Source organism: Magnetospirillum molischianum DSM 120, from assembly GCF_000294655.1.
GTDB classification, from domain to species: Bacteria; Pseudomonadota; Alphaproteobacteria; order Rhodospirillales; family Magnetospirillaceae; genus Phaeospirillum; species Phaeospirillum molischianum.
Genome location: NZ_CAHP01000037.1, coordinates 1 through 16,085, shown reverse-complemented (window position 1 = coordinate 16,085; position 16,085 = coordinate 1). Strand labels below are relative to the sequence as shown.

Below are 16,085 nucleotides of genomic sequence, written 5' to 3'. Positions count from 1 at the left end.
CGCATGCCGCTCCAATTCATTGCCTCGACATGCATCGCCCAGAACGCCTGCACCGCGCGGCAATTCATGTCGGTGCGGGCGCCATAACGGGGATGCACGCGCTTGCCGCCCTGCTTTTTGCGCTGTTCCTGGTGCAATTTCCTGAGGCTTTCCGCGTGTTGGCGGATTTCTTCCTCGTCCATGAACCGCTTCAGCCAGTTCGAAAACCTCGGCCGCGACAGACGGTGCTCGTCGCAGTAGACGCGTTGCGAGAGGCCACTCCGACGCCACGCCTCGATGTGTACCGACCAGAAAGTTCGATGGGCTTTGCTGTCATAACGTGATCGTTGCTGCATCTCATCAGATCCTCGTTGAACACCGTCGAGAACAATCTGCCGGGTCATGAGGAGGGAGAACAATCGTGCAACAGCCGGACGCTTACCAGGGTTTGATGGAAGGCAAGATTAAAGGGATGTCTCGTCGAGACGCCAAGTCATTGTCTGCACATCGTTATTTCACGAGATAGACCCGGACGGTCGCGAGACGGCACCCAGCCAACGCCTTGATTCTTATATAGTCTCAGGAGAGCCGACCATGAATCAGGATGACGACTTCAAGCCGAAGCTCGGCAAGATCCGGGCCGGGGGCGGAACGCGCGGCCGCAAATTTCTGCATCAGGTTCTGGCGGCGGCCAACCGTGCCGGTGGGCAGAGTTCGGGCGCCCGGACGTCAAAGTTTCACGGCGGCCAGATCGGACGCAGTGCCGGCATCGGCCGGATGCTGGTCTCACGCGATTGCCATGCCGCCTTTCGCAGCCGCCGCGTCGTGATCAAATCCCGCATCGTCAAACTGGCGGGGAAAGGCGTCGCCGGAGCGAAGGCCCATTTGCGTTATATCCAGCGCGACGGTGTGACCCGCGATGGCGCGCCCGGGCAGCTCTATGGCGCCGAGCAGGACCGGGTTGACGGCAAGCCCTTCCTCGATCGCGCCGAAGGCGACCGTCACCAGTTCCGTTTCATCGTCGCCCCCGAGGACGGCGACCAGTACGACGATCTGAAGCCGCTGACCCGTCGGTTGATGGCGCAGATGGAACAGGATCTCGGCACCCGGCTCGATTGGGTCGCGGTCGACCATTACAACACCGGCCATCCGCACAGCCATATCATCGTCCGGGGGCGCGACGACCGGGACCAGGATCTGGTGATCGCCCGGGAGTACATCACCACCGGTCTGCGCGAGCGGGCCACCGATCTGGTGACCCTCGACCTTGGCCCCCGTACTGATCTGGAGATCGAGAACCGGCTGCGGCACGACATCGAGCAGGTGCGTCTGACCTCTATCGATCGCCGCCTGCTGCGCGATGTCGATCCCGACCGGCTGGTCTGGTCCACCGACACGGATGCCTTCCAGCAGAGCCTGCGCGCCGGTCGTCTGCAAAAGCTGAAGCGGCTTGGTCTGGCCGAGGAAGTCGCGCCGGGGCGATGGCGGCTGGCCGATGACATCGAGACCACCCTGCGCCGGATGGGCGAGCGCGGCGACATCCTCAAGACGATGAGCCGCGAGATGACGGCCAAGGGGCTGGCTCGCTCCGGTGCCGATCTTGTCCCGCACGATCCGGCGGCACCACCGACGCGACCGATCGTCGGCCGGCTGGTGGCGCGGGGACTGGCCGACGAGATCAAGGACCGCCATTACCTGATCGTCGATGCGGTCGATGGCCGTACCCATTATGTCGAGATCGGCAAGGGCGATTCCATCGCGCCCATTCCCGACGGCGCAATCCTGCGGCTCGATCCCCGACCGGTCGAGCCTCGTCCCGCCGATCACACCATCGCCGACATCGCGGCGGCGCACGGTGGGCGGTACGGCATCGATATCCATCTGCGCCATGACCCAACCGCCAGCGAGGCGTTTGCCGAGACCCATCTCCGGCGGCTGGAGGCGATGCGACGGCTGACCGGCGGGGTGACGCGCGAGGCCGACGGCACCTGGATCATCGCGCCCGATCATCTCGACCGGGCGGCGGCGTTCGAGCGGCGGCAGGCCCAGGATGCCCCGGTGGTGGTGCGAATCCTGTCGGCGCTGCCGTTGGATCGTCAGATTGCCGCCGATGGTCCGACCTGGCTCGCTCGCGAACTGGTCGCCGCAACGCCCGAACCATTGCGCGATAGCGGCTTCGGCCGCGAGGTGCGTGACGCCCTGGCCCAACGGCGACAATGGCTGATCGAGCAGGGGCTGGCCCGCCAGGAGCCGGACCGCATCGTGTTTCGTGCCGACATGCTCGACGTGCTGCGCCGTCGCGAATTGCTCCTCGTCGCCGGCCAACTCTCCAACGAGCTCGGTCTCGCCTTCGTCAAAACCAAGTCTGGCCAGCCGGTCGAGGGCGTCTATCGTCGCGCCGTCGATCTCGCTGGCGGCAAGGCGGCGCTGATCGAGAAAAGCCGGGAGTTCACCCTGGTGCCGTGGCGCCCGGTGCTCGATCCCCATCTCGGCAAGCAGGTCTCCGGCATCCTGCGCGGCGACGATATCTCCTGGAGCTTCGGCCGCCAGCGCGGCGGGGCCGAGTGTGTCGTGAGAACGCATGTGATCTGGGCTCGGGTCAGGGGCCGGATTCAGGCCGGATCGGTCACCGGGATGTCGTCGATATAGGTGACCCGATTGCGCCCCTGTCGTTTGGCGACGTACATCGCTTCATCCGCCTGACGTTGGAGGTCCGCGACGCTGGCGGCAAATTTGCGGTCTGCAGCCACCCCGATGCTGGCGGTGATCTTCAGACGGGTTGCGCCGATGTCGGGCATAAGGGCTTCGATGTCCTCGCGCAATTTCTCCGCAAGCCGGCGGGCGGCATCAAGGGGGGTGTCGGGCAGGGTGATCGAGAATTCTTCGCCGCCGATCCGACCGACAAGATCGCTCTGCCGCAAGCTGGTGCGCAGACATTGGGCGGTTGCGCGCAATACCGCGTCGCCCGCCTCGTGGCCATGCTGGTCATTGATCTTCTTGAAGTGGTCGAGGTCGACGAACAGCATCGCGACGGGACTCCCGGTCCGTTGCGCCTGGTGGCGCGTCGCGTCGCACAGGCGGTAATAGGCTCGGGCGTTGTACAGGCCGGTCAGCGGGTCGTGATCGGCCATTTCTGCCAGCCGGCGGTTCGCCTCGACCATCGCGTGGTGGAACGAGATCGACTTGGCGGTGAAGGAATGAAAGAAGGCGCTGAGATAGATCATCGCCATCACGAAGGTGACCACGGCGCTGGGCGAATAGGGGTGGGGCAGCAGCGGGTTGGTGGCGACGATCGCCACCACCGAAATCACCGTCACCGCGATTCCGGCCTTCGGGCCGAGCACCAGATAAACCCCGGCGAGGTTGAGGATCACCCACACGATCCGCAGTTCGTCCGGCGAGTTGAGGTGGAACGTCGTCAGGTGCAACCCGAGCGCCAGTACCGCATAGGTCCAGGCGACGAGTCCCAGCCGGGCCGGATGGCCGCGCAACACGATGTAGAAGACGACGCTGATCGCCAGGAACGCCCGCGAGACATTCAGGTAGGTGGGGTCGGACTGCGCCAGACCGTGATGGACCGACAGGTGGAAGATCGCCGTAACCACCGCGCTGAACATCAGGATCGCCAGGGTGAAGCGGTACTGGAATTTCCGGTACTCCTCCCCTTCGCCGAAGGCTGCCTGTCCGAAAAGAGCGTCCAGTGGGCGCATGTTCGTCTCCGTGTGGGGTGGGAAAGGGGGGCACTTGAAACTTTGGAGTGCCCCAGGATCGAAGCCGGATCAGACGGCCTTGATCTCCCGCAGCACCGTCTCGACCGACACACCGTTGCCCGGATCGAGGCGAACGCTGGAATCGCCCACGGCAAGTCGTTCCAACGCCATGGCCAGGGTGGCCAATGTCTTTGGCGCACGTCCCCCCACAAACCGTTCCCGCCGCAAGGCCAGCCACCGCCAAGATGGACCAGATGCCAATCGGCAGGAGCCATTGCACCAGAACCGCGCCCACGGCCACCACCAGAACGCATACGGCCGTCCGTCCCGAACTCACACCCATGGTATGCTCCAGAACATGCAATAAGGCATAAGCATAACAGCATCGCGGAATTGCGGGCAATCGTCGGAACCTCTTACTCCACCATCGAAGGAACAAGGGGCTCATTGCCCACGTTGGCCCGCCGGCCAGCAGGGGGGACGTGCATCCGAGGCAACGCATCCGATTTCAGCCGTAACGCCCACCCAGGCCAATCAGGCCAATCAGGCCACTCAACGCGCCGATAACCGCGCCGCCGCCAAACGCGGCAAGGTTGCTGTCTCTCAAAAGTCCAACTCCTCAGCGTCCAGACTCGGCGGGGCCGAAATTGCATCACGCGAACGAAGCGTCAGGACTCCTCCGTCGTGACCGGTCGCCCTTCAGCCGGCAGCGCGTAGCGCACGATCCGGATATCCGCGTCGATCTCGCTGCTCAGGGTGATTTCCAGCACCTGATTGACCAGATCGGACTGCGTGTCGAGGTCGTCGAGCGCCACCTCGAACAGTTCCACCTGCATGTCGAGATCCATGCCGACCGGGCCGTTGAGGCAAATGAGCCCGGCATGCAGGTCGATGTCGACATATTCGCCGCTGCCTCCCGGGGCGTTGGCCGGGCCACGGAAATCGATCGAGTTCTTGGTGACAAAGGTCCAGTCGTCCTCCAGGATCACCGGCATCAGCTCCCAATCCTTGGCGCCGCCCTTGCCGATCCAACGGACATGGGAAGCCTCAAGATGGCCGCGTTCACGGGCCAGCTTGGCGAGATCCTCACTCAGGCATTCGTCGATCAGCAGCCTCATGCCCGGCGACGCCGGGGCACGGTGCGCTCGGCGGAGAGGGTGGCGTCCGGCGGCAGGATTGTGAAGCGGCGTGGTCGGCCGCGCACCGGATTGGCCTCACCGTAGAGGATGGCCAGATCGAGAGCGGTTTCGTCCAGCCCCGGATAGGCGGCCAGGATCCGCTCGCGGGGAAGTCCGGCGGCGACCGAGGCGACCAGATCGTAGACCGGGATGCGGGTGCCGCGGATCACCGGGCTGCCACCCAAGATCCCCGGATCCTCGACGACCATCGCCCGCGTCGCCTCAAGCCGGGTGGAGCGATCGTCGGCGTCGGCGATGAAGTCCGACAGGGTGACGGAGAGGAAGCCGTCGCGGACGATCCAGTCGGCCTTATTCCAGCCGACGAACGGGTGGCGGGCCATGTCGCCGGTGATGCGTTCGGAGAAGCTGTGGATCAACGTCAGGCGCTTTTCGGCGGTCAGGGCCTTGGCAGCGCGAAAGTAGAACCCCACCAGCGGGCAGGCGGCCAGTTGCACGCGTCGACCGTCATCCACGGTGTACAGCGCTGCGGGCAGGATTTTCTCGTCGATCACCCGGTTGATGTCGCGGACGGTGACGCTGGCGACGATGGCAGCTTCGCTCGGGGTCAGCAGACTGGCGCGCATGGCGATCCTCGAAAAAACATTCCGACACACCGGAAGATAATCAATGGGAGCCGGTTCGACAAGGGCTCCGTCTTGTCCGAAGCCGGTGATGGGTCGTTACCGGCACACGGGGCAGGATGTCTGGTTGATCGTAAATCATCGTAGCTAAAGGCGATTTTCGATTCCGGGGTTCTGCCTGACCCTTGTCCCGAGCGCCCGGCAACAGTGCCGGACCGGTTCGGGACAGGCCGCCATGACCCCCACCAAGCTGCTGATCGGCCAGATCCTGGTCGTTTTCGCCATCACCCTGTTCGGGGTGTGGTCGGCGACCCAATGGGCGGCGGCGATGCTGGGCTATCAGCCCCAGCTCGGTCTGCCCTGGCTGGTGTTGTTCGCCACCCCGATCTATCGCCCCTGGCAACTGTTCCCCTGGTGGTATGCCTACGAGGCCTATGCGCCGCATATCTTCGACAAGGCGGGGATGCTGGCCGGGGCCAGCGGTTTCCTGGGCTGCGCCGCCGCGATCGCCGGCTCCCTGTGGCGGGCGCGGCAGAGCCGGCTGGTCACCACCTACGGCTCGTCGCGCTGGGCGACCACCCGGGAAGTGGAGCGGGCCGGGCTGTTCCGCTCGGCCGGGGTGTTTCTCGGCCGGCTGGGTAACCGCTATCTGCGCCATGATGGTCCCGAGCATGTGATGGCCTTCGCGCCGACCCGCTCGGGCAAGGGCGTCGGGCTGGTGGTGCCGACCCTGCTGTCCTGGACCGGGTCGGCGGTGATCCACGACATCAAGGGTGAGAACTGGCAGCTCACCGCCGGCTGGCGGGGACGGTTTTCGCATTGCCTGCTGTTCAACCCGACCGATCCCCGTTCCGCCCGCTACAACCCGCTGCTGGAAGTGCGCAAGGGCGCTGACGAGGTCCGCGATGTCCAGAACATCGCCGACATCCTGGTCGATCCCGAAGGCGCGCTGGAGCGGCGCAGCCACTGGGAGAAGACCAGCCATTCCCTGCTGGTCGGCGCGATCCTCCATGTGCTGTATGCCGAGGAGGAGAAGACCCTGGCCCGGGTCGCCACCTTCCTGTCCGATCCCCGCCGCGGCTTCGCCACCACCCTGCGCCGGATGATGGAGACCAACCATCTCGGCACCCCCGACGCGCCCCAGGTCCATCCGGTGGTGGCGTCAGCGGCGCGCGAAGTTTTGAACAAATCCGAGAACGAGCGCTCCGGCGTGCTATCGACTGCGATGTCGTTTCTCGGCCTTTATCGTGACCCGGTGGTTGCCGCGACCACCGTCGCCTGCGACTGGCGGATCGCCGATCTGGTCGATGCCGAGCGTCCGGTGTCGCTCTATCTGGTGATTCCGCCGTCGGACATCTCGCGGACCAAGCCGCTGGTCCGGCTCGTGCTCAATCAGATCGGCCGCCGCCTCACCGAGCGGCTGGAGGGCGATCCGGCCAAGCGGCGCAAGCACGCCCTGCTGATGATGCTCGACGAGTTTCCGGCGTTGGGGCGGCTCGATTTCTTCGAGACCGCGCTGGCCTTCATGGCCGGCTACGGCATCCGCGCCTATCTGATCGCCCAGAGCCTCAACCAGATCTCCAAGGCCTACGGCGAGAACAACGCGATTCTCGACAATTGCCATGTCCGGATCGCTTTCTCCAGCAATGACGAGCGCACCGCCAAGCGGATTTCCGACGCGCTCGGCACCGCCACCGAACTGCGCGCCCAGCGCAATTACGCCGGCCACCGGCTGGCGCCGTGGCTCAGCCACGTCATGGTCAGCCGCCAGGAGACGGCGCGGCCGCACCCTGTCGGGCGATCAGGAGGGGGAACCATCATGACCAATCCGGAATCCCAGGGCCGCCGCCGCGCCATGCTGCGCACCGCGATGGGGCCGGCGATCGCTGCTGCCCTGGCCGACCCGCTGGTGATCGAGGTGATGGTCAATCCCGACGGCGCGCTGCGGCTCGATCGGCTGGGGGAGGGGCGGGTCGATACCGGCGTGCGTCTCGCTCCGGCCGAGGTGGAGCGGATCATCCGCCTCGTCGCCAGCCATGTCCGGGCCGAGATCCATCCCGGCAATCCGGTGGTCAGCGCCGAGCTGCCCGCCCGCGATTCGACACCATCGCCGAGGTCACCGGGCTCGACGGCAACGGCGATTACGCGGTCACGGAGATGCCGGGCTGCCGCCCGGTCCCGCTCGGGGACGTGTTCCCCGAACCCCTTCCCTTGTTTTCAGCAACCGGGTCTGGGGCCGTGCCCCAGGCGGGGGCGGGCGGCAGCCCGCGATACATCGACGCATCATGCGCTATCTCGCCTTCGCCGCGTGGATCCCGGCCCAGGATTATCCCGAGTCGTTCTTCGTTTCTGGAACATATAATGAACAAAAGAGTTTTGTGTGCCTCTTCTCTGTGGTACAAGGGGGTATCAACATCCGAACTGCGCCCGGACCGTCCCCAGCGGTTCCGGGCGTTGTCGTTTCGACCCCTCGCGCAGGATTGCCGCCCCGGTTATGGCTCGGGCGGGTGATGCCGCGCGCCCATCCCAAGGAGCCCGTCATGTTTTTCGAGTCCGAAGACGACCCCCTCACTCCCGGCGGTGCCGCCCAGCGGCGGGGCAGTCAAAGAGCGATCCTGCCCGGCGATCAGCCGCTTGTCGGCGGTGACAGCCTCTTCCCAATCCCCGATCCCTCCGACCCCTTCGGCATCAACCGGCGGCGGCGGCCCAGTCTGCTCGATCTGGCCATACCCCCCACGGAAAACAATCGCGGGCTTTTGTGGGATCCTGCCGACGGTTTCGCCAAGGGACCGCAGCCGAGCCAAGGCTTCGACCCGCCCAAACTGCCGAAGCTGACCGGCCTGGACGACGATACCGATCCCACCCAGACTGCCGGGGGGCTGAACCGGGGCGGCGATCCGGGGCGCGGCGAAGGGTCCGATCGGACAGTCAACCAGCCGGGCGCGCCCTTCGGCCCCAGCGCCGGCGCCGATCCCTGGGCGGCAGGCAATATGGCCGACGTGCTGCTGCGCAAGAACGACTATGCCGACGCCGTCACCCATTATCAGGGTCAGGCCAAGACCGATCCCGCCGGCACCAGGGCGGAACTGTCGGCAGTCCACGACAGGATGGCGAACGCCGATCCGGCCTCGGCGGCGAAGTTCGTCACGCAGATGGGCGCCGCCGGCCTCACTGCGGCCAAGACCGAACCCCCGGCCGAGGTAGGCCTGACGCCGCTGTGGATCGATATCTACAACACGCATCAGGAGGATGATTCCTTCGATCCAAAAGAAAGCGACACCATCCAGGTCGCCGATGCCAGCGAGCGGACAAACGCCCGCTTTGATCCCAGGATTGGTGACGCGAAGTCTCCGCCGGACTGGAAAAAGGACACATTCAAGTCTCAGCCAGGCGCTTGGGTGGGCTTCAACACGTCGGTCGGAAAATTGCCCGGAGCTGGCGACAATGAGAAATTCGTTTATGGCCAAATCTATGCGGCGGAAGGTGGCAATGCCGTTGATCCCGCAAGCGGAGCATCATCGGGTATCACTCGACAGACATTGATTGATGCACAAAATGCCGGTGCCGTTCCAGGATTGGACAAGGTTAGGCAGCCAAAGGACCTGACCGCCGATCAACGGGCCGGCATCATGCGCTGGTACTTTGACAACAGCCTTCGTAAAGTCGGTGGCAGTGCCGCATTGGAGACGGTCGGTGACCCGCAGACAGCGGCCGCATTGGCCGACACCCTCTACCGTCATGGCTCGACCGGAGGCGCCAACCTGATTAGGGCAGCCATCAGCGGTGTCGACGGCAATGCCGATATACAAAAAAGTGGTAGCGTGGACAGCGCCACCTTCAGTGCCGTGACCAAGCTGGCAGCCAATCCAGAATCGAGAGATAAATTATTGAATAAATTGGCAGATTTGCGGGATGCTGCGACCCATGGCTATGAAGCCGACCGTATCGATCACTATCGACCAATGAAATAGGGCGCGGTTCATGGTGGGGCAGGAACCGGGCATAGGTCGCGCGATGCCCCATCCTTTATTTTGGGCGGAATCGGTTCACCCTTTCCTCGAATCCGGGGTGACTCCCTTTCCCCCGTGCGGCTGTCAAAGGGCATTGCAACTCGGTCGGTTGCGATGCCTCGGCAACGGTCGATCCCAAGGCGGCCTCGATCCGCTTGGGCCAATCGGCATTGGTGCCGTCCTCTGCGGCTTTTTGACCAAGCCACGCCAGAAGAGAGTCAAATGCGGCACGGCCGTCCGCCCCTCGTCCCAATTGCAGCAGCAACAAAGCAACATTCAGTTTGAGTTCAGCAACGTCCAAAATGAACGCGCCGTTCGCTTCCGCCTCTGCCGCGTCCCGGATGTAATTGTTCAGGCGTGCTTCGATGATTTCCGGATGGATGCGGCAGGACTCTCTAAAATGCCCGTTCATCCAAACCGAAATGACCGGAATAAGAGGGCCGCATTGACCACAGCCATAAAAAAAATTGGCCCAGCGATCATCGGCGGACATGACGACAAGTTTGTCATCCATGAGTTCGGACCAAACCGTCCTTAACGGAGGCGTGATATCCTCGACATCCCCGGCCAACCGCAAGATATGGTGCCGATATCCTTCGTAGCCGCTGCCGCCCGACGCCTCGTCCACGAACAAGAGTGCGGCATGGTCAGGGATGACGTCGCGTCCCGATGGCTCGACGATGGTCAATTCCCCCCCTTGAAGGCTATAGACCAATTCAAGTCGGTTTCCACCGCGGACACGATGAATACTCAGATACCCATCATAGACACTCCCGCACGACCAAGTGGCGGCGACAAAGGTTGGCTCTCTCTTGTGCTGGAAAATCAGGGTTTCCCGGCGCTTGCATGGATCGTCTTGAATCGTCAGAGACTGTTTGGCAAGTGCCGATCGCAGCCACCGCGGAGCATCCGAATCAGCGAATGCTTGCGCCCGCGGACGCGACGAATGAAGTCGTGTTCCCGACGTTTCCCCAAGATACTGACGTGACTCCGCAGAGCGTCCGTCTGCTCTCGCGCCTATAAGTGAAAGCCCCAGCCAAGTCAGGCTGAGAGCGACAATCCAGCCGCAGTGACGGGCAATACCGGAGAGTGTCGGGTGTCGCATGGTCGGATCGCTGCCAAAACGGGTGTGGTCCGGCAAAGGCTGGCACGAATGGCTTCTGAGGTAAAGGTCTCCCCCAGGGCTGGTCGGCGTCCTCTTCCCCGGTCTCGCCCCAACGTCGATAACACCGACCCGGTCCGTCAAAGCCACCGATCCGGTGCTGGTGCGCCAGAACTGGCTCGAGGCCTACGATTTCGTCACCGACTGTGCCGCCCTGTTCCTCACCGAGCAGGCCCGCGCCAGCGATCCGTTCGCCCAGATCGGCACCCGTACCGTCTCGGTCCAGGTCACCAGCGTGGTGCGGGCCTCCGAGTCCTCGTTCCAGGTCAAATGGACCGAGCAGCTCTATGAGCGCGGCAGCCTTGCCGCCACCAGCCGCTGGACCGCGATTCTGTCGATCGTGATCCAGCCGCCGCGCACCGCCGAGACGGTGCGGAAGAACCCGCTCGGCCTCTACGTCACCGCCCTGGCCTGGACCCGCGACCTCGATCCCGGCATCAGCAAACCGGAAGGGAAATCGCCATGAAACGCGCTCCCATCAGCATGATTGTTTTGGTCCTCACCTTGGCCGCCTGCGCCGCCAAGGAGCCGCCGCCGGCGATTGCCTATGACGGCGCCGCTTTCCATCCGGCCACCATCGCGCCGGAGCCGCCCCGTCCGGTGGAGGTGGTCGAGATCCCGACGCCCTTGCCGTTGCCCGGCCAGCTTCAGCCACTGCCCGAGCCGGTCAAGCCGGACCAGCGGAAGCCGACATTGCGGGTTGCCGCCGCCAACCGGGCGGCGCTGCAGGAACCTTCGGCCCATGGCTACATCAACGCGATCCAGGTCATCCCTACAGCGAAGGGGCGCTCTATCGCCTCTATGCCGCGCCCGAACAGGTCAGCGACATCGGGCTGGAGCCGGGCGAACAGCTCACCGCGGTGTCGGCCGGCGACACCACCAGCGGGGCGGGGGAGGGGCGGCGGGTCCATGTCCTGGTCAAGCCGTTTGCGCCGGGGCTCCGGACCAATCTGATCATCACCACCGACCGACGCTTCTATCATCTCCAACTGGAAAGCACCGTTCGCACCAGCATGGCGGCGATTTCCTGGACCTATCCGAAGGGGACCCTGATTGCACTGCAACGGAATAACGCCGCGGCCGAGGCGGCGGCCTCGGTCGCCGACGGCATCGCTCTCGCCACCTTGCTCGGGGTCGGCACCGAACTCAGTTTCGGATCGAACGAGGGCGATCTGGTCCGCGCCATCCGCGAATCGACCCAGCAGAGCGCCGACCGCGCCGGTCAGCGTCTGACCGAGAAAAATCTTAACGTCCAGCCGACCCTGACCGTCCGTCCCGGTTGGCCGCTTCGCGTCATCGTCCACAAGGATCTGATCCTGCGCCCCTATCGGGGTTGAACGGAGGTCGTCATGTTGAAGCTTGGCAAGTTGCCCGACCGCACCCCGGTCCGCATCGTCATCACCGTCAGTCCCGACCTCGCCCGCGACCTCGCCCGCGATCTCGCCGCCTATGCCGAGGCCTATCGTCAGGCCTACGGCCAGGCCGAGGTCGTCGTCGACCTGATCCCGCCGATGCTGGCGGCGTTCCTCGCCAGCGATCGGGGGTTTGCCCGCGCGCGCGGCAGGATGGGGCGATCACGGCTGATGCCGTCGAACCAGCCCGGCTGCGGGGGGGAAGGGAAAAACCACCGGGGAACCTACGGCTGGCGACGGGAACGCCGCAGGAGGGGATGGGCGAGGAGAGGGGGAGCCGGGCACGCTGTAGCATGGACAGGAAGTCCGTTCACTTAATCTCCCTGTCCGAATTTCTCAGGCCGGCTCTGTGCCGTTCAAGGCCGGGTTCCGGAGGTGTCCAGGGTATCCATCCGGTCAGGGCCCCCTTCTCCGCGCTCGCGTGATCTGGCGTAATGCCAGATCGATAGAGGGCGTCACGGCTATTTTTTGGTGCGGGGTTTTCTGTTCCAGCGCCGGGCCAGCTTTACGATTTCAGCCTCAATGGCGGGAATGTCGATGGTGTCGAGGTCGAGAGGATCAGCGCCCCACCATTCGGCGATTTCCTCATGACGCTCATGGCTGGGATCGGCCAGAGCCTCACGGGCTTCCTGATAGCCCCATGGCCCACCGACGTCTTCGGGAGGACAGCGGCCGGAGGCTTCGATCAGGCGGGGATAGAGGATGCCGTCGGCGGCCGGCGCGGTGCGCTCGATCTTGACCGAATGCTCCCAGCCATCGCCGAAATCATAGAGATATTTGAACGACTTGGCGCCGGTGTCTTCGATGACGTCGAGGAGCGTGGTTTTTCGGGCATCCAGCGGGCCGCCGCCATAGCCCCAATCGGGATCGGGGATGCCGAAACCGATGCCCTTGATGCGGAACTCGTAGAGATGAGTGTCGGTCCAGCCCATCGCCTCCTGCAAGACCGTGTGCAACCGGTCCAGCCTGATGGACAGCGGAATCTCCAGACGGCGCATTACCGTCGGCGCGACATCGTCAAGGACGACCTTGATCCGGGCGATCGGGGTTGGGTCGGTCATGCGGCAATCGTCTCCCTGGTCACATGCCCCCGCCCCCAATTCCAGGGCAGGAGTTCGTCGATGCGGTGAGCCGGATGCCCGGCGATGCGCGCCAGGACGTCGGCCAACCAGGCTTGCGGATCAATGTCGTTCATCTTGGCGGTGACGATCAGGCTGTACATCGCCGCCGCCCGTTGCCCGCCACGGTCGGAACCGCAGAAGAGCCAAGATTTTCTGCCCACTGCAATTCCGCGCGACAGCTTGGCGCGTTGCTCGGTCAGCCAGGTGTTGAGATCGGCGACCAGGGGGGCACTGATGTCCCGGCGAACGGCGCGGCGCTGGTCGGGCGTCTGGCCGGTGATGGCCCGTTCGATCTCAAACAGGGCGTCGATGCGCCGGACCGCTTCCAACGCCAGCGGCGAGATCACGGCACTGGTCTTGCCCTCGGCCTTGCGCCGCGCATTGGTTTCCAGATCGGCCTGAGCAAAGAACGGGCGGCGGGCATGGACCCAACAGGCGACTTCGAGAATCGGCCCCGGTTTTCGCTCCGGCGCATAGAGCTTGCCATACCCACCATAGGCGTCGGCCTGGAACAGCCCGGAATAGGGGGCCAGATGTGTCTGGGGATGATCGCCNTTTCGATCGCGCGAGTAATAGAACATCGCCGCCGGGGGCGCCGGTCCACCGAAGGGGCGGTCGTCGCGAACATAGGTCCACAGTCGCCCGGTATCGGTCTTGCCCTTGGCCAGCACCGGCACGGGCGTGTCGTCGCCATGCAGCCGCTCAGCAGCCAGGACGTGGGCTTCGATCCGGCGGAGCAGCGGCTCCAGCGCGGTGCAGCCGGCGCCGACCTGATCAGCCAGCGTCGACAGGCTGAGCGCCACGCCTTCCTTGGCATAGCGCTCGGCCTGACGGTTGAGCGGCTGATGCTGGCCGAATTTCTCGAACAAGATCATCGCCAGAAAACTGGGACCGGCCCAACCGCGCGGGGTGACGTGGAACGGCGCCGGGGGCTGGCTGATCGTTTCGCAGTCGCGGCAGCTGAATTTCTCCCGCACCCGCTGGATTACCTTCCACTGACGGGGGATCACCTCCAGGGTCTCGGTGATGTCCTCGCCGATCTTGCGCAACCGGGTCCCGCCGCAGCAGGAACAGGTTGCCGGCGCCGGCTCGACGATCCGCTCGCGGGGCAGATGCTCGGGAAAGGGCTGGCGCGACGGCCGCTTGCGGGTGAACGGCGCCACGTTGGTGGTCTTGGCGACGGCTTGCTCGGCGGCGAGCTCGGCCTCGGTGGCCTTGGCCTTCGCCACCGCCAATTCGGCCTCGGCCCGAAGCAGCGCCGCTTTCAGCGTGTCGATATCGTCCGGGAGAGAGGCAAAGCGGCGTTCCATCCCCTGATTGAATCAAAAAATCAGGCCGATGACTCGTAAAAAATGATGCCTTTTCAGCCTATCCCGCGCTTTTTGGCCGGAAGGTGTGACGCGGATTCCTCCAGTCGATCCCGTCCAGCAAATAGGCGAGCTGGGCCGACGAAATCGCCACCACCCCGTCGGCCGGCGATGGCCAGATGAACCGGCCGTGTTCCAGCCGCTTGGCGTACAGCGACATCCCCAGCCCGTCGTGCCAGATGATCTTCACCATCGATCCGCTGCGGCCGCGGAACACGAACAGGTCGCCGCCATGGGGATCTCGCCCCAGCGCTTCCTGCACCTGCAACGCCAGACCGTTCATGCCCCGTCGCATGTCGGTCCGCCCCACCGCCAGCCACACCCGGACATTGCCCGGAACCGGGATCATCGCCGCGCCATCGCCGCCATAACGGCGGCGGCCAAGTCGGGCGGTATCGATGATGGGATGCGAACCCGGATCTCTCCCCCGAACGTCACCTCGATCGCCGCCTCGCTCGACCCGGATAGGGGAGACGTGCTCGAGGTCACCACCACTTCGGCAAATCCCCGCACCTCAGACCGCAGCTCACGTCGCCATCGGTAGATCTGCCCGCTGTTGACGTCCACACGCCGCGCCACATCGGCGACCACCGCGCCGGGCGCAAAGGCCGCCGCAACGATCGCCCGTTTCTGATCGTCATTCCACCGGCGCCGACGCTCAACACCCGTCATCACATGAATCTGAGCCATCGCACCGTCTTTAGCAGTGCTGCAAACACCGGTGCTTGCAGCGATGCCAAATTACCTCAGATCAAATGACACCCGAAAAGGCGGCCCTGACCGGAGGGCTACCTTCCAACGAGTACCGGGGTATGATTCACTGTCCTCCTCAGATGGAGGGGAACAGTGACGTACGTAGGTCTCAAAATATCGGATGCCCTCACTGCATCGGAGCTTCGTGCCTGGGCTCGGCATTGCGGCCATGGGCGGGCAGCGGCGAGCTATGCGGGAAAATGGGTGATGACGGCCTGAAGAGGGCGGCGTATCGAGGCGGGTAACCAGCCAGCCAGAACCTCCCGGAAGGAGCGATACGCCATGAAGGAAGATAGCACCGTGGTTCGCCTTCGTCAGCCCGACGCGGTTGACGACCCGTTGACCGAGATTCTGCGCCAAGGGGTGCGGCGTCTGTTGGCCCAGGCGGTGGAACAGGAGGCCGAAGCTTTCCTGGCCGAGATGAAAGCTTGCAAGCTGGCCGATGGGCGTGACCGGGTGGTGCGCCACGGTCATGGCCCGGAACGGAGCCTCCAGACCGGGATCGGACCGGTGGCGGTGTCGCGGGTGAAGCTCCGCGACCGGGGCGCCACCAGCGGCGCGGACCAGATCCGCTTCACCTCGGCGATCCTGCCGCTTTGGGCGCGGCGGACCAAGAGCCTGGATGCACTGTTGCCGGCCTTGTATCTGCGCGGAATTTCGACCGGCGACTTCCAGGAGGTCTTGTCGGCTCTGCTCGGCAAGGAGGCCCCCGGCTTGTCGCCCGCAGTGATTTCCCGGCTGACGGCGGAGTGGTCGGGCGAATACGAACGCTGGCAGAAGCGTGACCTGTCAGCGCGCCGCTATGTGTATGT

The 16,085-nt window shown here is 64.5% G+C and carries 16 protein-coding genes and 1 pseudogene; 7 read left to right on the top strand and 10 right to left on the bottom strand.

The features are described 5' to 3' along the window. A partial coding sequence (tnpA, locus tag PHAMO_RS19800) for an IS66 family insertion sequence element accessory protein TnpA (protein WP_407635476.1) occupies positions 1-383 on the bottom strand: 383 nt, incomplete at its 3' end. A 190-nt stretch (positions 384-573) separates the two neighbouring features. Between tnpA (PHAMO_RS19800) and rlxS the strand changes: the two genes are divergently transcribed. Continuing rightward, on the top strand, positions 574-2,628 hold the full coding sequence (rlxS, locus tag PHAMO_RS14980; protein ID WP_002730528.1) for a relaxase/mobilization nuclease RlxS: 2,055 nt from the start codon (positions 574-576) through the stop codon (positions 2,626-2,628). On the opposite strand, the gene PHAMO_RS18685 is transcribed toward rlxS, so the two are convergent. The 4 genes from PHAMO_RS18685 to PHAMO_RS14965 form a co-directional block, all read right to left on the bottom strand. After that, positions 2,592-3,689: a GGDEF domain-containing protein gene (locus tag PHAMO_RS18685; protein WP_002730527.1), complete on the bottom strand. Its 1,098-nt coding sequence runs from the start codon at positions 3,687-3,689 to the stop codon at positions 2,592-2,594. The two genes, rlxS and PHAMO_RS18685, sit on opposite strands and share 37 nt — an antisense overlap. 69 nt (positions 3,690-3,758) lie before the next feature. Next, positions 3,759-3,899: a hypothetical protein gene (locus PHAMO_RS19590; RefSeq protein ID WP_155801830.1), complete on the bottom strand. Its 141-nt coding sequence runs from the start codon at positions 3,897-3,899 to the stop codon at positions 3,759-3,761. Between the two features lie 458 nt (positions 3,900-4,357). Then, positions 4,358-4,807, bottom strand: coding sequence for a DUF5615 family PIN-like protein (locus PHAMO_RS14970; RefSeq protein ID WP_002730524.1), 450 nt, complete (start codon positions 4,805-4,807; stop codon positions 4,358-4,360). Next, positions 4,804-5,451 (bottom strand): DUF433 domain-containing protein, encoded by a 648-nt coding sequence (locus tag PHAMO_RS14965; RefSeq protein ID WP_002730523.1) that lies wholly within the window; start codon positions 5,449-5,451, stop codon positions 4,804-4,806. Before PHAMO_RS14965 ends, PHAMO_RS14970 begins: the two co-directional genes overlap by 4 nt. 232 nt (positions 5,452-5,683) lie before the next feature. Between PHAMO_RS14965 and traG the strand changes: the two genes are divergently transcribed. Beyond that, the gene (traG, locus tag PHAMO_RS14960; protein WP_002730522.1) at positions 5,684-7,810 is read left to right on the top strand and encodes an IncP-type conjugal transfer protein TraG; all 2,127 of its coding nucleotides are present in this window, start codon (positions 5,684-5,686) and stop codon (positions 7,808-7,810) included. Positions 7,811-7,988: 178 nt separating this feature from the next. Beyond that, positions 7,989-9,419 carry a hypothetical protein gene (locus PHAMO_RS19795; protein ID WP_002730517.1) on the top strand — a complete coding sequence of 477 codons (1,431 nt, stop codon included), beginning with the start codon at positions 7,989-7,991 and terminating at the stop codon, positions 9,417-9,419. A gap of 55 nt (positions 9,420-9,474) precedes the next feature. On the opposite strand, the gene PHAMO_RS14950 is transcribed toward PHAMO_RS19795, so the two are convergent. Continuing rightward, positions 9,475-10,146, bottom strand: a complete 672-nt coding sequence (locus tag PHAMO_RS14950; protein WP_040567472.1) for a hypothetical protein — start codon at positions 10,144-10,146, stop codon at positions 9,475-9,477. 496 nt (positions 10,147-10,642) lie between these two features. Between PHAMO_RS14950 and trbF the strand changes: the two genes are divergently transcribed. From trbF to PHAMO_RS19575, 3 genes are all read left to right on the top strand, one after another. Next, entirely contained in the window at positions 10,643-11,086 is a 444-nt protein-coding gene (gene trbF / locus PHAMO_RS14945) for a conjugal transfer protein TrbF (protein ID WP_328285756.1), read from the top strand. Between the two features lie 226 nt (positions 11,087-11,312). Further along, entirely contained in the window at positions 11,313-11,957 is a 645-nt protein-coding gene (locus PHAMO_RS20120; RefSeq protein WP_328285755.1) for a TrbG/VirB9 family P-type conjugative transfer protein, read from the top strand. A 12-nt stretch (positions 11,958-11,969) separates the two neighbouring features. Then, complete coding sequence (locus PHAMO_RS19575; RefSeq protein WP_002730509.1) at positions 11,970-12,350, top strand: DUF2274 domain-containing protein; 381 nt, start codon at positions 11,970-11,972, stop codon at positions 12,348-12,350. 143 nt (positions 12,351-12,493) lie between these two features. Here the strand turns inward: PHAMO_RS19575 and PHAMO_RS14930 are convergent, their stop codons facing one another. The 4 genes and pseudogenes from PHAMO_RS14930 to tnpA (PHAMO_RS14915) all read right to left on the bottom strand — a co-directional run bounded on the left by PHAMO_RS14930 (position 12,494) and on the right by tnpA (PHAMO_RS14915) (position 15,210). Next, on the bottom strand, positions 12,494-13,093 hold the full coding sequence (locus PHAMO_RS14930) for a plasmid pRiA4b ORF-3 family protein (protein WP_002730506.1): 600 nt from the start codon (positions 13,091-13,093) through the stop codon (positions 12,494-12,496). Further along, positions 13,090-14,418 (bottom strand): annotated as a pseudogene (gene tnpC / locus PHAMO_RS14925) (IS66 family transposase); the annotation flags it as partial. The gene PHAMO_RS14930 and the pseudogene tnpC, both read right to left, overlap by 4 nt. A 103-nt stretch (positions 14,419-14,521) precedes the next feature. Next, on the bottom strand, positions 14,522-14,869 hold the full coding sequence (gene tnpB / locus PHAMO_RS14920; RefSeq protein WP_002730503.1) for an IS66 family insertion sequence element accessory protein TnpB: 348 nt from the start codon (positions 14,867-14,869) through the stop codon (positions 14,522-14,524). After that, positions 14,866-15,210 carry an IS66-like element accessory protein TnpA gene (gene tnpA, locus PHAMO_RS14915; protein ID WP_002730502.1) on the bottom strand — a complete coding sequence of 115 codons (345 nt, stop codon included), beginning with the start codon at positions 15,208-15,210 and terminating at the stop codon, positions 14,866-14,868. The genes tnpB and tnpA (PHAMO_RS14915) overlap by 4 nt, the downstream gene beginning before the upstream one ends. 345 nt (positions 15,211-15,555) lie before the next feature. Here tnpA (PHAMO_RS14915) and PHAMO_RS14910 point away from each other — a divergent pair. Then, a partial coding sequence (locus tag PHAMO_RS14910; protein WP_040567470.1) for a transposase occupies positions 15,556-16,085 on the top strand: 530 nt, incomplete at its 3' end.

What these genes read in the sequence shown, in the direction of transcription:
- rlxS (WP_002730528.1), top strand. Translation starts at nt 574, where the DNA reads ATGAATCAGGATGACGACTTCAAGCCGAAGCTCGGCAAGATCCGGGCC.
- PHAMO_RS18685 (WP_002730527.1), bottom strand. Translation starts at nt 3,689, where the DNA reads ATGCGCCCACTGGACGCTCTTTTCGGACAGGCAGCCTTCGGCGAAGGG.
- PHAMO_RS14970 (WP_002730524.1), bottom strand. Translation starts at nt 4,807, where the DNA reads ATGAGGCTGCTGATCGACGAATGCCTGAGTGAGGATCTCGCCAAGCTG.
- PHAMO_RS14965 (WP_002730523.1), bottom strand. Translation starts at nt 5,451, where the DNA reads ATGCGCGCCAGTCTGCTGACCCCGAGCGAAGCTGCCATCGTCGCCAGC.
- traG (WP_002730522.1), top strand. Translation starts at nt 5,684, where the DNA reads ATGACCCCCACCAAGCTGCTGATCGGCCAGATCCTGGTCGTTTTCGCC.
- PHAMO_RS19795 (WP_002730517.1), top strand. Translation starts at nt 7,989, where the DNA reads ATGTTTTTCGAGTCCGAAGACGACCCCCTCACTCCCGGCGGTGCCGCC.
- PHAMO_RS19575 (WP_002730509.1), top strand. Translation starts at nt 11,970, where the DNA reads ATGTTGAAGCTTGGCAAGTTGCCCGACCGCACCCCGGTCCGCATCGTC.
- PHAMO_RS14930 (WP_002730506.1), bottom strand. Translation starts at nt 13,093, where the DNA reads ATGACCGACCCAACCCCGATCGCCCGGATCAAGGTCGTCCTTGACGAT.
- tnpB (WP_002730503.1), bottom strand. Translation starts at nt 14,869, where the DNA reads ATGATCCCGGTTCCGGGCAATGTCCGGGTGTGGCTGGCGGTGGGGCGG.
- tnpA (WP_002730502.1), bottom strand. Translation starts at nt 15,210, where the DNA reads ATGGCTCAGATTCATGTGATGACGGGTGTTGAGCGTCGGCGCCGGTGG.